Origin of the sequence: Kribbella sp. NBC_00889, from assembly GCF_045207705.1 — a bacterium.
Taxonomy (GTDB): Bacteria; Actinomycetota; Actinomycetes; order Propionibacteriales; family Kribbellaceae; genus Kribbella.
The window spans coordinates 4313043-4332772 of sequence record NZ_CP108783.1; the positions used below are offsets into that span (position 1 = coordinate 4313043).

The 19730-nt window shown below is 68.2% G+C and carries 16 protein-coding genes; 5 read left to right on the forward strand and 11 right to left on the reverse strand.

What is annotated here, in order from left to right; translation table 11 throughout:
- Positions 1-25 precede the first annotated feature (25 nt).
- From OG817_RS20865 to OG817_RS20915, 11 genes are read right to left on the reverse strand one after another with little or no spacing between them, the layout of a single operon-like run.
- Positions 26-586: a dTDP-4-dehydrorhamnose 3,5-epimerase family protein gene (locus OG817_RS20865; RefSeq protein ID WP_406057008.1), complete on the reverse strand. Its 561-nt coding sequence runs from the start codon at positions 584-586 to the stop codon at positions 26-28.
- Positions 583-1854, reverse strand: a complete 1272-nt coding sequence (locus tag OG817_RS20870) for a polysaccharide pyruvyl transferase family protein (RefSeq protein ID WP_406057010.1) — start codon at positions 1852-1854, stop codon at positions 583-585. Before OG817_RS20870 ends, OG817_RS20865 begins: the two co-directional genes overlap by 4 nt.
- Positions 1851-2795, reverse strand: coding sequence for a glycosyltransferase family 2 protein (locus tag OG817_RS20875; RefSeq protein ID WP_406057012.1), 945 nt, complete (start codon positions 2793-2795; stop codon positions 1851-1853). Before OG817_RS20875 ends, OG817_RS20870 begins: the two co-directional genes overlap by 4 nt.
- The gene (locus tag OG817_RS20880; protein WP_406057014.1) at positions 2792-3706 is read right to left on the reverse strand and encodes a glycosyltransferase family 2 protein; all 915 of its coding nucleotides are present in this window, start codon (positions 3704-3706) and stop codon (positions 2792-2794) included. Before OG817_RS20880 ends, OG817_RS20875 begins: the two co-directional genes overlap by 4 nt.
- Entirely contained in the window at positions 3703-5028 is a 1326-nt protein-coding gene (locus OG817_RS20885) for a hypothetical protein (RefSeq protein ID WP_406057016.1), read from the reverse strand. Before OG817_RS20885 ends, OG817_RS20880 begins: the two co-directional genes overlap by 4 nt.
- Before the next feature lie 7 nt (positions 5029-5035).
- Positions 5036-5770 carry a class I SAM-dependent methyltransferase gene (locus OG817_RS20890; RefSeq protein WP_406057018.1) on the reverse strand — a complete coding sequence of 245 codons (735 nt, stop codon included), beginning with the start codon at positions 5768-5770 and terminating at the stop codon, positions 5036-5038.
- A 31-nt stretch (positions 5771-5801) separates the two neighbouring features.
- On the reverse strand, positions 5802-6947 hold the full coding sequence (locus OG817_RS20895) for a class I SAM-dependent methyltransferase (protein WP_406057020.1): 1146 nt from the start codon (positions 6945-6947) through the stop codon (positions 5802-5804).
- Positions 6948-6961: 14 nt separating this feature from the next.
- Positions 6962-7627, reverse strand: a complete 666-nt coding sequence (locus tag OG817_RS20900) for a PIG-L family deacetylase (protein ID WP_360456036.1) — start codon at positions 7625-7627, stop codon at positions 6962-6964.
- Positions 7627-8493, reverse strand: coding sequence for a glucose-1-phosphate cytidylyltransferase (locus OG817_RS20905; RefSeq protein WP_360456039.1), 867 nt, complete (start codon positions 8491-8493; stop codon positions 7627-7629). Before OG817_RS20905 ends, OG817_RS20900 begins: the two co-directional genes overlap by 1 nt.
- A 31-nt stretch (positions 8494-8524) precedes the next feature.
- A complete protein-coding gene (locus tag OG817_RS20910) occupies positions 8525-9757 on the reverse strand; it encodes a class I SAM-dependent methyltransferase (protein WP_406057023.1) in 1233 nt (410 codons plus the stop codon).
- The gene (locus tag OG817_RS20915) at positions 9757-10833 is read right to left on the reverse strand and encodes an NAD-dependent epimerase/dehydratase family protein (RefSeq protein ID WP_406057025.1); all 1077 of its coding nucleotides are present in this window, start codon (positions 10831-10833) and stop codon (positions 9757-9759) included. Before OG817_RS20915 ends, OG817_RS20910 begins: the two co-directional genes overlap by 1 nt.
- 174 nt (positions 10834-11007) lie before the next feature.
- Between OG817_RS20915 and OG817_RS20920 the strand changes: the two genes are divergently transcribed.
- Genes OG817_RS20920 through OG817_RS20940 form a run of 5 tightly spaced genes read left to right on the forward strand, consistent with a single transcriptional unit; the run spans position 11008 to position 19703 of the window.
- Positions 11008-12330: a nucleotide sugar dehydrogenase gene (locus OG817_RS20920; protein WP_406057027.1), complete on the forward strand. Its 1323-nt coding sequence runs from the start codon at positions 11008-11010 to the stop codon at positions 12328-12330.
- Complete coding sequence (locus tag OG817_RS20925) at positions 12327-13556, forward strand: glycosyltransferase family 4 protein (protein WP_406057029.1); 1230 nt, start codon at positions 12327-12329, stop codon at positions 13554-13556. Before OG817_RS20920 ends, OG817_RS20925 begins: the two co-directional genes overlap by 4 nt.
- Before the next feature lies 1 nt (position 13557).
- On the forward strand, positions 13558-15477 hold the full coding sequence (gene asnB, locus OG817_RS20930) for an asparagine synthase (glutamine-hydrolyzing) (protein WP_406057031.1): 1920 nt from the start codon (positions 13558-13560) through the stop codon (positions 15475-15477).
- A gap of 27 nt (positions 15478-15504) precedes the next feature.
- A complete protein-coding gene (locus OG817_RS20935; protein ID WP_406057033.1) occupies positions 15505-17745 on the forward strand; it encodes a bi-domain-containing oxidoreductase in 2241 nt (746 codons plus the stop codon).
- Complete coding sequence (locus tag OG817_RS20940) at positions 17742-19703, forward strand: alginate lyase family protein (protein ID WP_406057035.1); 1962 nt, start codon at positions 17742-17744, stop codon at positions 19701-19703. Before OG817_RS20935 ends, OG817_RS20940 begins: the two co-directional genes overlap by 4 nt.
- Positions 19704-19730: the final 27 nt, after the last annotated feature.

Below are 19730 nucleotides of genomic sequence, written 5' to 3' on the forward strand. Positions count from 1 at the left end.
TGCCTTCCGGATGCGTCGTGTTCGATCAGCGGGCGCTCGAAACGCCCGAGCGGGTCAGGTCTGCCAGAGATACCGCCCGCTGGTCGCGGGCCGACATCAGCGTGACCGGCAGCGGCCACGGAATGGCGAGTTCAGGGTCGTCGTACGCGATCACGACGTCCTCGGCCGGATCGTGCGGCCGGTCGATCCGGTATGCGATGTCCGCGGGTTCGGTGAGCGCCTGGAAGCCGTGCGCGCACCCGGCCGGGATGTACACAGAGCACTGGGTGTCGCCCGACAGTGTGAAGTGCGCCTGGTTCAGATACGTCGGAGATGTCGGCCGAAGGTCGACGACGACGTCGAACACCTCGCCCGCCGAGCAGCGGACCAGCTTCGACTCGCCGAGGCCGGACCGCAGATGCATCCCACGCAACACGCCCTTGCAGGATCGCGACAAGCTGTCCTGCGCGAACCCGTCCGGGTCGATGCCCACCGACCGGGCGACGTCGGCGTCGAAGGTCCGGCTGAAGAAGCCGCGGTCGTCGAGATGCGGGGTGGGCTCGAACAGATAGACCCCGGCGATCTCCGGTGCCTGCGTGACCTTCATGAGCGTCCCTCCAGAACTTCTGCTTCCGCCGGCCCGGCGGGGAAGACCGTCGACGACAAGAGGGCGTACTGCTCCTCGAGCAAGCGGCGGTTGACGGCGTTGCGATCGTCCATCGCCTGCCCGACCACGTCGCGGCGGGACTCGAGCGCGGTGTACTGGCTGATCAGCCGATCCACGTCGAGCGTACGGATGCTCTGGCAGAACTCCGCCAGGCCCATGCCGGCCATCAGTACGTCGTTCTTTCCCGCATACCCGATGGAGACGGTCGGCTTGGACAGCATCAGTGCGCACACCACATTGTGGAAACGAGTGGCGACGACCGTATCGAGCGCCGCCATCTGCTCCATCAGTTCATCCAGCGATCGCGGCGGCTCGGCGACCAGGCAGGACGGATCGAGATCGGGCCGGCGCGTCCGCACGTCGGCGAGAATCTCGGCTGAGACCTGCTCGTCCTCGTGATCGCCGGTGAGCAAGCGGACGCGGTGCCCTTGCTCGATCAACCAGTGCACGAATTGCGTGAGCTTCGCGACGTAGTGCGCGTACACCTCGTCGGCGCGGTCGCGGTCGTCGTTCGACCCGTGATACGTCATGACCCCGACGCCAACGGTCGTGGGCTGTCCCGGAGGGGTGGCCGACCGCCTCGTCGGAATCGGCAGCGCAAAAGCCAGGTCCGGGTAGACCAGATCGTCGGCGATGCCCAAGCCGGTGGCGCGCATCGCATCTTTCGACATCTGGTCACGGAACGAGCGGTAGTGTGCCAGTCGGGCCGCCAGGGTGAAGACCCGGCGAGTCATCCGCCGCCCTTCGGTATTGGCACCGACGCTGACCAGGGCGACCTTGGTCCCGACCAGACGGCCGGACGCGGTCAGCAGCAGCAGCGAGTAGGGGAAGCCCCACCAACGCAAGGGCAGGCCTCCTTCCAGCACACCCATGCCCGGCACGACCACCACGTCGTGGCGCCGGACCCAGGCCGCGGTCCGGAAGGCGTCGACGATCTTCCCGATACCTTTCAGCGCGACAGCGCGCGGGCTGCTCGCGGTGCTGTACTCGCCGCGGTTCCAGTGCATGCGGGTCGCCGGCAGGCCGTAGCGAGCCTCGATCGCCTCCGGACCGGCACACAGGAAGTCGATCTCCGCGTCCGGGTACACCTTGTCCAAGAAAGCCAGGAACGCCTCCAGCGAACCGTCGTTGCCGAGGTTCCCGGAGCCGAGCAGGCCGAAGAACCCGATCCGCGGACCGCGACCTGCTGCGAATGTGTTGCCGCTCATGCGAGTTGTCCTCCCTGACCCGCGACGACCGTAGCCACCGACACGACCTCGTCGACCTGCTCCACCGGGGTGTCCTGCCGACGCCGCGACGGCGGAACCGCGCGGCTCGCCATCCAGCGCACCAGGTGCTCGAGGCAACGGACTCGTTCCGCGCGGGTCAGTGGTGAGCGGAACAGTGCCCGCACGTAACCCAGCGGGTACTCCGCAAGTAGCCTCACGACCGGGTGCCGCACCCGGTTCCGTCGGCGCGGGTCGAGGTTGCCGCACCAAGAGCGGATCGTCCGGTTCGACCGGAGCGCGCTGTCCGGGTGGTCGCGGCGGAAAAACAACGACGCCGGCACGTGGTAGAAGCGACCGTGCAGAGCGATCTCGGCCACGATCGTCCGGTCGGCGTGATAGAAGCTCTCGTTCAGGGCCGTCCGGCGCAGCACCTCGGCCCGAACGACGCCGTAGTCGTCATCACCACCGACGTCGAACAGAAGGCTCCGGAATCTCTCGACGGGGTCTCGTGAGTCGGTGGTCAACGGGTAGCCGACCTTGGCGACGATGTCGCCCGCCTCGTCGATGATCGCGGTCCACGAGTGGCACAACACGGCGTCCGGGCGCTCGTCGAGCGCCTCGATGCACCGCTCCAGCAGGTCCCGGGCGTACAGGTCGTCGTACGACGCCCACTTGAACAGCTCGCCCTTGGATTCTGTGAAGACGACGTTGTGATTCGGCGAGGCACCGATGTTCACCGGCTGGCGGATGTAGCGGATACGCGCGTCTCGGGCTGCGTACTCCCGGCAGATCCGTTCCGTACCGTCGGTCGAGGCGTTGTCGGAGACAATCAGCTCGAAGTCGGCGTACGTCTGCCCGAGCAGCGCGTCGAGTGCCTCGGCGAGGTACTTCTCGCCGTTGTACACCGGCAGGCCGATGCTCAGCCGCGGTACTGCGTTCATCTTGTCCTCATCTCTACCAGAGCCTGCGGGCGTACTGAGTCCTCGATCCGGCCCGGCGATCTGGACACGCCCCGGCTCGCCATCCAGCGCAGCAGGTGTGCGTAGCAGTGGCGGCGCTCGGCCGACGACAGCGGCGCTCGCCGGATCGCACCGACGAAGCCACCGATGTACTCGGCGAACAGCCGGGCGGTCGGGTTGCTCAACCGGTGCGCCCGCCGCGGCTCTAGGTTGGCGGCCCGGGACCGGATCGTCGGTCTGGCCCTCTCGGCGCGGTCCGGGTGGTCGCGGCGGAAGAACAGCACCTCGGGGACCTGATGGAACCGCCCGTTCAGTGCGAGCTCGGCCATCAGCGTCCGGTCCGCGTGGTGGTAGCTCCCGTGCAGCGGCGTACGACGGAGTACATCCGAACGGATGACGCCATAGAAGTCATCCCCGCCGACGGTCAACAGCAGGCTCCGGAACCGCTCCGGCGGGCGCGGATCAGCCGTGGCCAACGGGTAGTCGACCGTGAGCACGATGTCGCCGGCCCCGTCGATGATCGCCTGCCAGGCGTGCGCGAGTACGAGCTCGGGATCCTTGTCCAGCGCCTCGACGCAGCGACGGAGAAGGTCGCTCGCGTACAGGTCGTCGTGCGACGCCCACTTGAACAGCTCGCCGCGGGAATGCTCGAACGTCCAATTGTGGTTCGGCGCCGCGCCGATGTTCACCGGCTGACGGAAGTAGCTGATCCGCGCGTCCTTGGCCAGGTAGTCGCGGCAAATCTCCTCGGTCCGGTCGGTGGAGGCGTTGTCCGAGATGATCAGCTCGAAGTCGGTGTAGGTCTGTCCCAGCAGGGCGTCGAGGGACTCGGCCAGGTACTTCTCCCCGTTGTAGACCGGCAAGCCGACACTGAGCCGCGGTGCCGCGCTCATCTGCTCCTCATTTCCGGCAGCCCCTGCAGGCCGGCCCCCTCGGCGGGCACCTCGGCCGGCACATCAGCGGGGACCTCTGCAGGACTCTCGCCGGGAGCCAGCTCGGCCCACCGCTCGCGGATCCCCACTCCGAAGTACCACCACCAGACGATCGCGCCGACGAACGTCGCCCCGGCCGCTCCCCAGGACGACCCGAGCGCGCCGCCGATGGCAGCGCCGCCGACACCACCGATCAGGTACGCCGCCGAGGCGAACAGCTGGGCGCGCAGACTCCGCCGTGCCACGCCGAGAGCCCGCAGTCCGGCCGCAGCGCCGGTGTAGAAGCTCGCGAACATCACCGACAAAGTCGCCGGTAGCAACAATGCCGAGGCGGTCAGCCACACCTCGCCGAGCAGCGCGTGTCCCCACCCGTCCGGCAGGACGATCAGCAGCGCCAGCCCCCAGGCCAGTGCGGCGGCCGCTTGGGCTCCACCGAGCAACAGGCAGAACAAGGGCAGGGCCTTGTGGCGCCGGCGAAGCACCCTGGCCGCTTCCGGCACCGCGACCAGGCCGATGCCGGAGAGCACGATGAAGAACGGGCCGAGCATCATCTCGGCCCCGCGGACGGTGCCGACCGCCGCGACTCCGGCCAACGCGCCGAGGCCGTACATCTTGAACTGGTAAGCGCCACTGATGGTCAGATTTTCGGCCAAGTAGCGCAGCCCCAGGTCGCGATGCTTCCGCAGCCAGTCGAAGGCCCGGAACAACCGCGGTAGTACGCCGGCCTGAAGACCACTGACCAGCGCGGCGAAGACACCCGCGGCACCCCAGGCCAGGACGAACCGCGTGACACTGGCGTCATGCGACGCCAGGTAGAGCAATGGAACGAGCGCAAGCGCCCAGGTCATGTCGGCGATGAACGCCTTTCCACCCTGACCGGACGCGAAGAACGCGAACCGCCAGCTGTCCTGCAGCATCAGCCCGGGTAACACGATGCCCAGGGCGATGAAGGCCGCGCCGGTTCGTCCGCCGAGCACCGCACCGACAGCCACGCAGATCGCGCCGAGGATCAGACCGACCGCGATCGCCATCCCGGTCGAACTTGCCACTGCCTTCCGCCACACCGGCCTGGGCACTCCACTGAACCGCACCGCCAATGGGTCGGTGGCGAGGCCGCGGGAAATGTTCACCACGACCCCGTAGGTCACCCACGCGAGGCTGAAGGCGCCGAACTCCACAGCACCCAGCGATCGTGCGACGACGATCCCGACCACGAAGCTGACCATGCTGGTAACAGCTTGGTCGGCGAGTCCCCAGGTGAGGCGGCGCAGTACCCCTTTCATGCTCGGCTCACAGCGCGTTCCGCTGGACAGCCGGAAGGTCCTGGAGCCGCCACAGGCCGAGTCGATTCGGGTCGATCTCGCCGCCGTCCGGGAAGGACTCGATCGGTTCGGGGAAATTGAAGGGGGGGAGAAGCATGTTCAACCGCCGCCAGTTCCGGCCGGTGAACTGATTCCGATTGCGCTCGACGTCCGGATACGTGTTGATCAAGAGCCACGTCGCACCAGTGGCGCGGAAGTTCTCCAGAATGGCCGCCGCGTCCTGGAACGAGACGTGCACGAGGCAGTCCCGGCACAGGATCAGGTCGGCACGCGGCAGCTTGTCGCGGGTCAGGTCGGCGACGTCGAACTGCCGCTGTTCGTCGCCGTACTCGCGCTGGTTCTTCTCGATCACGCTCGGCACGATGTCGACGCCGTAGTACTCCTCCACCGGAAGCTCGATGTGACGCATCCAGTTCAGGTCGCCGCACGGCGCGTCGAGCACCGAGGTCGCACCGAGACGGGTCAGGAGTTCAGACAAGCGCTCGCGGATGTCGACGGTCGCGCGCAACTCGGATCCGGTGCCGGACCCCGACTCCGCACTGTCCCATCCCGCCGTCTCGTACACCTGGGTGAACAATGCCTCCCGCGAGGTAACGCGCCACCTCAGGCGGTGGAACGCCGCCAACCGGGCCATCGGCCTCCGCAGCAGATGCCGGAGCAAATCCAGCCCCGAGCCTCGAAGGGCGCTTACAACAGACGTCATCGTGATTCCTTTCCGCGAACCAGCTGGCTTCTCACCGTCGGATCCCCAGCTCGTGGGGTTCCGGCAGCGGGACCAGGTACGTGGCACCCCAGCCGCCACCGGCTTCGAGTTGGGAGATGACCTCGTCGGCGATGTCCCAGGTCAGTACCAGGACGACATCCGGCTGTGCGGCCCGCAGTTCGTCGATCGGCCGGATCGGGACACCACAGCCGCCGGGGATCCGGCGTCCGTGCTTGCCCGGTGCGGCGTCGACGGTGAACTCCAGCAGGTCGGTCCCGATCCTGCTCAGGTCGAGCAACACCGGCGCCTTCGACGGAGCGCCGTACCCGAGCACTGTGCGCCCGGCGGCCTTGTGCCGGACCAGTTCGTCGTGCAGGGCGCCGGCGGCGTGCCACGCGGCCTCCTGCAGGCTGGCCAACTGGACTTCCTCGGCGATGCCGGCCGCGTCCTCGTCCTCCAGCAGTACGTCGACCGATGCGTCCGGCTTGGCATCGTCCGCGTGCCGCAGCATCACCATCAGGCTGCCGCCGAACATGTCGACCTGGCGCACCGACTCGACCGCGAGCCCGTGCAGGGCGGACAGCCGCTTCACCGCTCCGAGCGACAGGTACGACCAGTGGCCGTGCCGGATGGTGTCGAACTGGTTGCCGATGAACAGCGGCAGCAGGTGGTGGAACTCCAGCACCAGCAGGCCGCCCGGTGCGAGCCGTTCGGCGCGCAGCCGCAGCATCTCGCCGACCGACGGTTCGTGCGCGATGCCATGCACGTCGACGACCAGGTCGGCTCGTTCGCCGTCACCGGCCGGCCGGCAACCGGCGGCGTACAGGTGCTCGAGCCAGGAGCCACCGTGGTGGCTGGCGAACTCGAAGACCACTCCACCGGTGAGCTCCGGGTAGTCCCTCAGCAGTTCCTTCACCGACGATTCGGCGTGCGCGATGCTCGTCGCCGACTCCACCGCCAGCGGCGGTTCGGGCAGCTGCGGCTCGACCGGGCCGAGCTGCACCAGCGTGCAGTCCCGGCACAGCCACAGCTCCAGCGGCCAGCGCGGATCGGGCCCCGGCGTGTCCGCCGTCGGGAAGTAGTCGGCACACGGTTGTGCACCGAGATCCACCACGGGTACGACGTTCTCCCCCGCGCACCCACGACACTTGAAGCTCGCCTCTTTTTGATCTCGCACTGCATCCCCTCCGGTCACCATGTCAACGTCGCCTTGGCCGTGGTGAACGCTTCGGCGTACCGCGCGCGGCACTCCATCCCGCGCAGCCGGGCCAGTCCGGCGAAGACTTCTTCGTCGAACCAGTCGTGCGGGACCTGGGACGGGTAGGCCTTGCGCAGCAGGGCGATCTTGTCGCGCAGCTGCTCCTCGGTCAGTTCGACGTACAGCCACGGCCGGCTGATGTCGCCGTCCCACTTGGGGATCTCGTAGTGCAGCACCAGTTGGTCCCGCCAGACCGTCGGCGCCAGCTCGGCGATCAGGCGGTGGTCCTGGTGCGCGTCGGTGCGGCTCGGCGCCAGCACCAGGTCCGGGCGCCGGGACGAACCGGTCTGGGCCGCCCGAGCCGTTGCCTCGAGCAACTCCTTGGTCTCGTTCCAGTACGACGGCAGCCGGCCGTCCGGCAGCTCGGCCGAGGTGACGGTCACCTCGCACTCGGGCAGGAACAGCTCCGCCGCGCGGCGGGCCTCCTCCAGCCGGAGTGCGGACCCGGTCGCGATGACGAACTCGGCGGTCAGCTCCGGCACCGACTCGGCCAGCTTCAGCAGCGTGCCGCCGCAGCCGATCTCGATGTCGTCCGGATGGGCGCCGAGGGCAACCAGATGAACCGGCCCGTCGATCAGGCCGAGCTGGAACGGCAGCATCAGATCGCCACCACTACAGGGTCGTCGCCGACGGATCCGGCCGGAGCGTCGAAGCCCTTGTCCATCACCTGGCCACGCTGCGCGCGGGCCTCGTGGCTCCACAGTGCCCACGGCTTCTTGCCGGACCGGTACAGCTCCTCGAGCTGACTGCGCTCCTTGAGGGTGTCCATCGGCGCCCAGAACCCGTGGTGCGGGATGGCCTCGAGCCTGCGCATCGCGGCCAGCCGCGGGAACGCGTCGCCGACCAGGTCCTCGTCCTCGTGCAGGACGTCGAAGATCTCCTTCTTGATGACGAAGTAGCCGCCGTTGATCCACGCGTTGAGGTCGGCCGCGGACCGCAGCCCGGTGACCCGGGCGTCGGTGCCGAACTCGACCACGTGGAAGGACGCCTGCGGCGGCACCGCGAGCAGGCTGGCGGTGATGTCACTGGTCATCACGTGGTCGACGATCTTGTCCATCGGAGCGTCGGTCAGCACGTCGCCGTAGTTGGCCAGGAACGCGTCGTCGTCCTCGAGGTACGGCCGGACCCGGCGCAACCGCTCACCGATGCTGGTGTCGATCCCGGTGTCGACGAAGGTGATCTTCCACTCACTGATGTCGGAGTCGAGCAGCTGGATCCGTTGCCCGCCCTTCGACATCACGAAGTCGTTGGAGACCGTCTCCTCGTACCGCAGGAAGTACTCCTTGACCGCGGACCCCCCGAAGCCCAGGCACAGGATGAACTCGGTGTGGCCGAAGTGTGCGTAGTAGCGCATCACGTGCCACAGGACCGGCCGGTCGCCGATCGTCATCATCGGTTTCGGCGCGGAGTCCACTCCACTGCGCATCCGCAGCCCGAACCCCCCACAGAAGATCACGACCTTCATCGCGCTGTTCCTTCCCCCCACTGAGTGCTTGTCAGATCACTTCGAGACGCGGGATGGGTACGACGAACTTCGCGCCCCACTCCCGTGCGTAGCCGAGCTGGTGGACGATCTCCTCCCGCAGGTTCCACGGCAGGATCACGATGTAGTCGGGGCGCGTCTCGGCGAGGCGCTCCGGGGCGAAGATCGGGATGTGTGTGCCCGGCAGGTACATGCCGTGCTTGTGCGGGCTGCGGTCGACCGTGTACGGCAGCAGGTCCTCGCGGATGCCGCAGTGGTTCAGCAGCGTGTTGCCCTTGCCGGGTGCGCCGTAGCCGGCGACCGACTTGCCGTCGCGCTGGGCCTGGATCAGGAACTCCAGCAGGTCGGACTTGATCGTGAAGACCTCGGTCGCGAAGCCCAGGTGGCCCTCGACCGTGTGCAGGCCCGCGTCCGCCTCGTCCTGCAGGACCTTCCCGACCAGCTCGGTCGGTTCGCCCGCGGTCTCGATCGGCGTCGACATGACCCGCAGCGAACCGCCGTGGCTGGCCAGTTCCTGCACGTCGACGACCTTCAGGCCGGCCTTCTCCAGCGCCAGCGCGGCGGTCTTCAGGCTCAGGTACGAGTAGTGCTCGTGGTAGATCGTGTCGTACTGGCGACGCTCGATCAGCCGGAGCAGGTGCGGGAACTCCAGCGACACCAGGCCGTCGTCCTTCACCAGCGCGCGCAGGCCCTTGGCGAAGTCGACGATGTCCGGCACGTGCGCGAACACGTTGTTGCCGACGACAAGGTCTGCCTGTCCGTGCCGCGCCGCCGCGTCCTTGCCGGTCTCCTCGCCGAGGAAGTAGCTCTCGGTCCGGATGCCCTTGTCGTTGGCGATCGCGGCGATGTTCGCGGCCGGCTCGATGCCGAGCACCGGGATGCCGAGCGCCGTCGCGTGCTGCAGCAGGTAGCCGTCGTTGCTGGCCGCCTCGACGATCAGGCTCTCCGCGCCGAGGTCGAGCCGCTCCTGCATGTCCACGACGAACCGGCGGGCGTGCTCCACCCAGCTGGTCGAGTACGACGAGAAGTACAGGTAGTCGCTGAACACGTCGTCGGCCGCGACGTACGCCGGGAGCTGGACCAGCAGGCAGTTGTCGCAGATCCGGACGTTCAGCGGGTAGAAGGTCTCACCGCTGTCGATCTGGTCGGCGCGCAGGAAGCTCTCGCACGGCGGCGACATGCCCAGGTCGACGAACGTCCGCGTCAGTGTCTCGCCACAGAGGCGGCAGGCGACTGATTCCCCCATCAGTGCTTCTCCTTGAATAGTGCGTCCCCGGGACCGGGGAACTGCTCGTCGGTCTGGCGGCGCAGCTGGTCGTCGACCAGGCCGGCACCGAGCAGCTGCTGGATCCGGCGCAGCCGGACGAACTGCGCGGAGTTGAAGTCCTCGAGCGTCAGGCCGTGCCGCTCGTACGCGGCGGCCAGTTCGTCCGCGCCCCTGCGCACCGTCCACGCCAGCTTGAGGTTCGGGAAGGTGTCGTTGAGCTTGCTGAAGTCGACCTTGTAGTTGCGCAGGTCCGGTCCGGCGCCGTCGGCGATCGACAGGGTCGAGCCGGGCACCGCCTCGCGGACCATCTCGGCGATGTCGCGGACCTGGACCACGTCCTCGGACCGGCCGACGTTGAACGCCTGGTCGTGGATCACCTCGCGTGGCGACTCGAGCACCGTCAGGAACGCCCGGCTGATGTCCTCGATGTGCACCAGCGGCCGCCAGGGTGTCCCGTCGCTCTCCAGCCGCACCTGCCCGGTCGTCATCGCGATCGCGGTCAGGTTGTTCACCACGATGTCGAGCCGTAGCCGGGTGGACACGCCGTACGCGGTCGCGTTGCGTAGGTAGGTCGGGCTGAAGGTGTCATCGGCAAGCTTCGACAGTTCCTTCTCGGCCAGCGCCTTGGTCTCGCCGTACGGCGTGACCGGGTACATGTCCGCGTCCTCACCGACCGCCTCGGAGCCGGCCGCTCCGTACAGGCTGCAGGAGGAGGCGAACAGGAACCGCTCGATGCCGGCGTCCTTGGCCGCCTGGGCCACCTTGAGCGTCCCGTCCAGGTTCACCGAGTACGTCGCGTCGCGGTTCAGATGACCGAGTGGATCGTTCGACAACGCGGCCAGACACACCACGGCGTCGTACCCCTCGAGCTCGGCCGCGGTGACGTCCCGCATGTCGCGCGGTCTCCGGTTCCCGATCGGATCCGGTCCTCCCAGCAGGTCGCACCCCTCGTACAACCCGGTGTCCAGCCCGTCCACCTGATGCCCGGCATCGCGCAGGAACGGCACCATCACAGCGCCGATATATCCCCGGTCCCCGGTGACCAGAACCCTCATCCGTCGCTCCCTCACCCCAGCACTGGTCTGTCGCCCAATACAGATCGGCGACCGGGCCGCCTGATACACGCAATTTCTTCCGGCGGTGTGTATCAGGGGGCGGCCGCGGCTGCTCTTCTCTGCGCTGCTGCCGTACGTGGGGGATGCCCGCGTCATGAGCCTGTGGGGGGCGTTATGAAGGTTGCCGTATTCGGCTTGGGCTATGTGGGGTCAGTGACGGCTGCGTGCCTGGCTGCCAACGGCCACGACGTCTGGGGCGTCGATGTCGATACTGCGAAGGTCGGTCCGATCACCGGGGGACACAGCCCGGTGGTCGAACCGGGCCTGGACGAACTGGTGGCGGACGGAGTCACCGCGGGAAGACTGCATGCGACCACCGATCCGCGACTCGCGCTGGAACGCGCCGACGTCTCGCTGATCTGTGTGGGGACGCCGTCGACCGCGGCGGGCAGTACCGACCTGACCTACATCCGGCGGGCGGTCCGCGACATCGCCGAGGCGGCGCATGTCGCCGAACCGCCGGAATCCGGGTTCCACAGCATCGTGGTCCGGAGCACGGTCCCGCCGGGAACCGTGGACGAGGTCGTCGCACAGGTGCTGGCCGACGTACGCCTCGCCGAGGGTTTCACCTTCGGTACGGCGATGTGCCCGGAGTTCCTGCGGGAAGGATCCGGGCTGGCCGACTTCTACGATCCACCCTTCGTCGTCGTCGGGACACGCAACGCGAAGGTCGGCACCGCCCTGACCGACCTGTTCGGGTTCCTCGGCGTCGACGTTCAGGTTGTCGACGTCCGGACCGCGGAGGCGCTCAAGTACGCCTGCAACGCGTTCCACGCGACCAAGGTGTCGTTCGCCAACGAAATGGGCCGGATCTTTCGGTACTACGGCGTGGACTCGCGCGAGGTCATGCGAATCTTCGTCCAGGACACCAGCCTCAACATCTCGCCGTACTACCTGCGGCCTGGGTTCGCGTTCGGCGGCTCGTGCCTGCCGAAGGACCTGCGCTCGGTCCTGCACCTGGCCCGGGTCAACGACACAGACCTGCCGCTGCTCGCCGGAACGCTGGCGACCAACGAGCTGACTGTCCGTGACGTCGTCGACCGGGTCGTGGCCGGCCCGGGACGCGAGATCGCACTGCTCGGCCTCAGTTTCAAGCACGCGACCGACGATCTGCGCGAGAGCCCGAGCGTCGAGCTGGCCGAACGGCTGATCGGTAAGGGCTACAACCTGCGTATCTACGACGCGATCGTGAACCCGAGCCGCCTGGTCGGCGCGAACCTGCGGCACGTGACGTCGAAGCTGCCGCACCTGCAACGGGTGCTGACCGACGACCCGACCGCGGCGCTCGCCGGCGCGGACCTGGCGATCGTGTCGGCGACCGACACCGCCGCGATCGACGCCCTGCTGAGCACTCCACCTTCCCGGACCATCGACCTCAGCGGCCGGCTCGGCAACGCCGTCGAGGCGCTGCCCGGATACGAAGGAGTCGGCTGGTGAGCGGTCCGCGCGTACTGATCATCATCCAGAACCTGTGGGTGCCGTTCGACCGCCGGGTCTGGCTGGAGTGCCAGGCCCTGGTGACGTCCGGGTACGAGGTGACCGTCGTCTGCCCGAAGGGCCCGGGCGACCCGTCGTACCAGGTCATCGACGGGGTGACGGTGCATCAGTACAAGGCGTACTCCCCCGGCGGGAGCAAGATCGGGTTCGTCGCGGAGTACGCGTACTCGTTCCTGGCGACGCTGCGGCTGGTGCTGCGGGCGCGCAAGGCCGGCACGTTCGACGTACTGCAGGCGTGCAACCCGCCGGACATCTTCTGGCCGATCGCGATGCTGCTGCGCCGGCTGGACCGGACCAAGTTCGTCTTCGACCACCACGACCTGTGCCCGGAGCTGTTCCAGTCCCGCTTCGGCGGTACGACGAGCCTGCCGTACAAGGGACTGCGGTTCCTGGAGCGGATGACGCACCGCAAGGCCGACCACGTGACCTCGACCAACGATTCCTACCGCCGGATCGCGATCACGCGCAGCGGCAAGGCGAACCACGACGTGACAGTGGTCCGCACCGGGCCCGACCCGGACAAGTTGCGCCGCGGCGGGGTGGACGAGTCGCTGCGCCGTGGTCACCGCTACCTGGTCACCTACATCGGCGTGATGGGACCGCAGGACGGGGTCGACATCGTGGTCCGCGCGGCGGATCATATTGTCAACAATCTCGGCCGGACCGACATCGCGTTCACGCTGATGGGCGGCGGTGACTCCTTCGACGACGTGGTCGCACTGCGGGACGAGCTCGGCCTCGCCGAGCACGTCGAGTTCACCGGCCGGGTGCCGGACGAGACGGTGCGCGCGGTCATGTCGACCGCGGACGCCGGCCTGTCGCCGGACCCGAAGAATCCGCTCAACGACGTGTCGACGATGAACAAGACGATGGAGTACATGGCCTTCGAGCTCCCGGTCGTCGCCTTCGACCTGATCGAGACCAAGGTCTCCGCCGAGGACGCCGCGGTGTACGTCGAGCCCAACGACGTCGCGAAGTACGGGCAGGCGATCGTCGACCTGCTCGACGACGAGGTCCGGCGCCGCCGGATGGGCCGGCTGGGCCGCGAACGGGTCGAGCAGGTGCTCGCCTGGAAACACCAGCAGAAGGCCTACCTCGAGGTGTACGACGGCCTGACCGGTCACGTCAGCGAGGTCGGCGACGTGGCCCGGGCCACGGGGTCCTGAGGTGTGCGGCATCGCCGGCTGCTACCAGCAGCACGACGGCTTCGCGCTGGCCGAGACGATGAGCGACCGGATCGCGCATCGCGGTCCGGACGCCGACCATGTCTACCGGTTCGAGGACGGTGACGTGCGGGCGCACCTCGCCCATCGTCGATTGTCGATCATCGACCTGTCGTCGGGCGCTGACCAGCCGTTCACCAAGCGCGGCCTGACGATCTGCTACAACGGCGAGCTCTACAACTACAAGGAACTGCGCGCCGAGCTGTCCAGGTCGGGCGTCGCGTTCCGGACCAGCTCGGACACCGAGGTGGTGCTCGAGGCGTGGCGGCGCTGGGGTCCGGCCGCGCTGTCGCGGTTCCGCGGCATGTTCGCGTTCGCGATGCTGGACGAGGACAGCGGCAGCATGTACCTGGCCCGCGACCCGCTCGGCATCAAGCCGCTGTACTTCCTGCGCCGTGAGGGCGGCGTGGTCTTCGCGTCCGAACTGAAGGCATTGGTCGCCGCGGTCGGGTCGGAGCTCCGCACCGAGCCCGGCGCGTTGATTGCGTCGATGCTCTACTACTGGCTGCCCGAGCAGCGCTGCGCGATCGACGGCGTGGAGAAGTTGCCGCCGGGTTCGTGGGCCGAGTTCCGGCCGGACGGCAGCAGCCGGCACGAGACGTACTGGCGCGTGACCGACATCGCGACCCAAGCAGCCGCCGGGCCGCGGGCTGATCTGCGGACGGTGATCGAGGAGTCAGTCGCCGCGCACATGGTCGCCGACGTCCCGGTGTCGACGTTCCTGAGTGGCGGCCTCGACTCGAGCCTCGTCACCGTGCTGGCGAAGCGGCTCGATCCGGGTGTCGACTCTTACACGATCACATTCCGCGCGCAGGACCAGCGGCTCGAGGCGATGCCCGACGACGCGATCTACGCGCGCAAGGTGGCGCAGCAGTTCGGCATCGACCTGCACGAGATCGAGATCGCCCCGGACGTGGTCGACCTGCTTCCGCGGATTGTCGACACGCTCGACGAGCCGATCGGTGACCCGGCCGCGATCAACACCCTGCTGATGTGCGACGCCGCGCGCGCCGCCGGTGTCAAGGTGCTGCTGTCCGGGATGGGCGCCGACGAACTGTTCGGTGGCTACCGCAAACACCTCGCCTGTGTGATGGGAGCGCAGTACCAGCGGCTCCCCGGCGTACTGCGGAACGGTCTGATCGGCCCGGCAGTACGGCGAATGCCGGTCACCGTGAACGGTCGCGGACTGCGATACGCCCGCTGGGCGAAGCGGTTCCTGACATTCGCGGACCTGCCGGAGGAGACGGCGTTCCGGCGCAGCTACACGATGTACGACGGTGACCAGCTGACCGGACTGCTGAGCCCGGACCTGGAGCCGTACGTCGGGAAGCTGCTGTCGGAGCACAGCGACATTTACCACGACACGACGCTCGACGATCACGTGAACCGGATGTGCCTGGCGGACTCGCGGATGTTCCTCCCCGGCCTCAACCTGGCCTACACCGACCGGTCCAGCATGGCCGCATCGACCGAGGTCCGGACGCCGTTCGTGGACCCGATCGTCGCCGCGGCGGCGTTCTCGATCCCGGGCAGCGAGAAGATCCACCGCCGGCAGGGCAAGCTCGCGCTGAAGAAGGCGGCCGAGGCTTGGCTGCCGAAGGAGATCATCTACCGGCCGAAGGCGTCGTTCAGTGCGCCGCTGCGGGCTTGGGTCCGCAACGACCTGCGGGAGCTCGTCGACGACACCTTGCTCCGCGGCGAACTCGTCGGCAGCGGCTTCCTCCAGCAGGCCGCCGTACAGCGGCTGGTCGACGACGAGCGCGCCGGTCGCGAGGACTACTCGAAGCAGATCTGGCAGCTGCTGACGCTGGAGACCTGGACCCGCCACATGCGCTCCCTGGGCGTGACCATCACCTCACTCTGAAGGCTCCACACTCTCTGAAGGACTGGCATGAAACAGGTTGCACAGAACTACAAGTCCGGTGAGCTCGCGGTCCTGGACGTGCCTCCGCCCACCTGTGCGCCGGGCGGCGTGCTGGTCCGCTCGCTGTACTCGCTGATCTCCACCGGCACCGAGCTGATGAAGGTCGGCGAGGCCAAGCTGTCCATGCTCGGCAAGGCGCGGGCGCGGCCGGACCAGGTCCGCAAGGTGCTGGACTCGGTCGCCCAGCAGGGCGCGGTCAACACCTACAAGAAGGTGATGAACAAGCTCGACTCGTACACGCCACTGGGCTACTCGCTGTGTGGTGTGGTGGTCGAGGTCGGCGCCGGCGCCGAGGAGTTCAGCGTCGGGCAACTGGTCGCTGCCGCGGGCAACGAGTTCGCGCTGCACGCGGAGTACAACTGGATCCCGGTCAACCTGTGCGTGCCGGTGCCGGACGGCGTACCGCCGGAGCAGGCCGCGTTCTCGACGGTCGGTGCGATCGCGATGCACGGCGTACGGCAGGCCGAGGTGCAGCTCGGCGACACCGCGGTGGTGATCGGGCTCGGGCTGGTCGGTCAGCTCGTTGTGCGGCTGCTGGTTGCGGCCGGGGTACGGGTGTTCGGGATCGACACCGTCGACGACCGGTGCCGGATGGCGGAGAAGGCCGGCGCGCTGCACTGCTCGTCCGCGGACGAGGCAGGGATCGCGTCGCTGGAGCGGTCGATCCTCGAGGCTTCCAGCGGACTGGGTGCCGACCACATCCTGCTGGCCGCCGGTGGTCACTCGAACGGCCCGGTGGAGACCGCGGCCCGGCTGGCGCGCGACCGCGCCCGGGTGGTCGACATCGGCAAGACCAGGCTCGACCTGCCGTGGAACGCGTACTACGACAAGGAACTCGACGTCCGGTTCTCCCGCTCCTACGGCCCCGGCCGGTACGACGACCGCTACGAACTCCAGGGCATCGACTACCCCGCCGGGTACGTCCGCTGGACCGAACGCCGCAACCTGGCGTGCTTCATAGACCTGATTGCCCGCGAACAGATGGACATCGGTTCCCTGATCGCCGGCACCTTCCCGATCGCCGACGCGACAGACGTCTACCAGCAACTCAGTACAGGAGCCCTCCCCGGAGTCGGCTTCCTCTTCGAGTACCCGAAGGATGCCGCGGAACCGCCGGAAGGCAATGGAGCGGCGCACACCGGAGCCGGCGCGGTGCAGAGCGCCGGGGGAATTGCGGGAACCGCGCCCGGGTCCACGGATGCTGCGACTACTACCCGCCGGCGGGAGCCGGGCGGGCGGCCGGCTTCCGCCGGCGGAGCGCGGCTGGGGTTCATCGGGGCAGGCAACTACGCATCGAGCATGCTCCTGCCGCACCTGCAGAAGAACGAGGATGCCGTCCTGGCTCACGTCGCGACCAACAAGTCGCTGTCCGCCGCCAACGCGCAGCGCAGGTTCGGGTTCGAAAACATCTCGACCGAGGCGAACGCCGTACTGTCCGACGAGAGCCTGGACGCAGTGTTCGTGGTGACTCGGCACAGTAGCCATGCGGAGTTGGCGTGCCGGGCACTGGAGACCGGGAAGGCGGTCTTCGTGGAGAAGCCGCTGGCGCTGACCACCGAGGACGTGGACCGGATCGTCGCCACGGTCGACGCCACCGGCAACGACCGGCTGATGGTCGGGTTCAACCGCCGATTCGCTCCCCTGCTCACCGACCTGCGCGACCGGTTCGGCGACCCGGGCGGCAACTACTCACTGCGCTACCTGGTCAACGCCGGCCGGCTGGACCCGTCCAGCTGGTACCTCGACCAGGACAAGGAGGGCAGCCGGTTCGGCGGCGAGGGCGGCCACTTCATCGACACCCTGGCCTGGTGGCTGAACAGCCCGCCCACCGAGGTGTACGCCGTCCCCGGACCGGACGCCGGCGACGTCATCGTCACCCTGCGGTTCGCGAACGGCTCGGCCGGCCAGATCACGTACGTCGGCGGCGGCAACGCGCGGTTCCCGAAGGAGACGCTGGACATCACCGGCGGCGGCCGCAACGGCCGGCTGGACAACTTCCAGAGCGCCTCGGTCTGGGCCGGCCGGAAACCCTCGACCCGGAAGGCCCGCGGCACCGACAAGGGCCAGCGTGTCGAACTCGAACGCTTCGTCGCCGCGGTCAGGTCCGGCGGCCCGATGCCGATCTCGTTCGACTCACTGATCGCCACCACGCGCGCGACCATCGCCGTCGACCGGAGCCTGGCCAGCGGCCGTCCGGAGATGGTGTGAGCCGCCAGCCCTTGGGTTGGTACGTCCGCCGCCTGCGCCGGATGTCCCCCACCGAGCTGGCCTGGCGTACGCGCGACCACGTACGTCGTACCACCTGGGCCTATCAGCAGGTCAAGCCCGGGCAGGACGTGCAGGTGCATCCGCCGGTGCGCAAGGAGCTGACCTTCGGTACGACGCTGCCGTCGCATGCGGCGGACGCCGTACCGGAGGAAGCGCGCAAGGCGATCATCGCGACCGCGGACGCGATCATGGCCGGAAAGCTGGACGTGCTCGGCGCCGACCGGACGGACCTGCGCTCGCCGGACTGGTTCCGCGACCCGACCACCGGCCGGCGGTCCGACCCGGCGCAGTACACCTTCCGGCTGAACCACCGCAACGAGGAACTGGTCGGGAACGTCAAGCAGGTCTGGGAATTGTCCCGGCACCACCACCTCACCCAGCTGGCCGCGGCCTGGTACCTGACCCTCGACGACGCGTACGCCGAGCGTGTCGCCGAGCACCTGAACGACTGGTGGCGGTCCAACCCGTTCCTGTCCGGTGTGCACTGGGCGAGCGGGATCGAGATCGGCATCCGGCTGATCAGCTGGACCTGGATCCGGCGACTGCTGAACGACTGGCCCGAGGTCACCGACCTGTTCGAGCACAACGAACTCGCGCTGCGGCAGATCTACTGGCACCAGCGCTATCTGGCCGCGTTCCGCAGCCGCGGCTCGTCGGCGAACAATCATGTGATCGCCGAGGCCGCCGGGCAGCTCGCGGGTGCTTGCGCGTTCCCGTGGTTCACCCAGAGCTCGCGCTGGCGCGACGATGCGGCCGCGCTCCTCGAGAGCGAACTGGACGCGAACACCTTCCCGTCCGGCGTGAACCGCGAACTCGCGACCGACTACCACCGCTTCGTCGCCGAGCTCGGCCTGTACGCCGCTCTCGAAGCGGACAAAGCCGGCCATCCGTTGACCGAGAAGGCCTGGGCCCTGCTGACGCGCACGATCGACGTGGCCGCGGCGATTGTCGACAACACGCTGCGGCCGCCACGTCAGGGCGACGACGACGAGGGCATGGTGCTGGTCCTGGATCCACCGAATGTCAGCAATTGGTCGGCGTTCCTGTCCCTCGGCGCCGCCGTCGTCGGCCGCGCGCTCTGGTGGCCGGAGGTCCCGGTCACGGCGACCGCGGCCCTCGTCGGTTCACTGGTAGATGGTCGACAATCCGATCGTCCAGCCGAACGACCAGATCATTTCGAGGATGCGGGCCTCACGATCCTGCGCAGCCGCGACGCAGGGCCGGAGATCTGGTGCCGCGCCGACGCAGGCCCGCACGGCTTCCTGTCCATCGCCGCGCACGCGCACTGCGACGCGCTCTCGCTCGAGGTCCGGGTCGGCGGCGTCGACGTCCTGGCGGATCCAGGCACGTACTGCTATCACGGTGAAGAGGGCTGGCGGAACTACTTCCGCTCGACCATCGCCCACAACACCGTCGAGGTATCCGGCACCGAGCAGTCCGTCCAAGGCGGCCCGTTCCTCTGGTTGCGCGGGGCAACAGGCCGGGTACGCCGCTACGCCGCTGATGGTGATGTGGCGACGTGGGACGCCGAACACGACGGCTACCAATCCGGCGACAACCCGGTGATACACCGGCGGACCGCCGTACTGGATCACGGGGTACTGCGGGTCGAGGACCGGCTCGATACGACAGCCGGCGTACGGATCGCGTGGCATCTCGGGCCTGAAGTGACCATCGACCTGGATGGAGCGACCGGACGGCTGGAGTGGCCGAACAGCTCGGCGGTCGTCGAGTTGCCGGCCGGCCTGAGCTGGTCCGCGCACCGTGGTGACGACGATCCGTTGCTGGGCTGGTACTCACCGCGATTCGGGCACAAGGTCCCGATCACGACACTCGTCGGTACCGGGAACCTCACGGCGGAGGACCCGGCGGTCAGCACATTCCGATTCCGGTCTTGACCGGAGATCGGCTGTATCAGCCCTCTT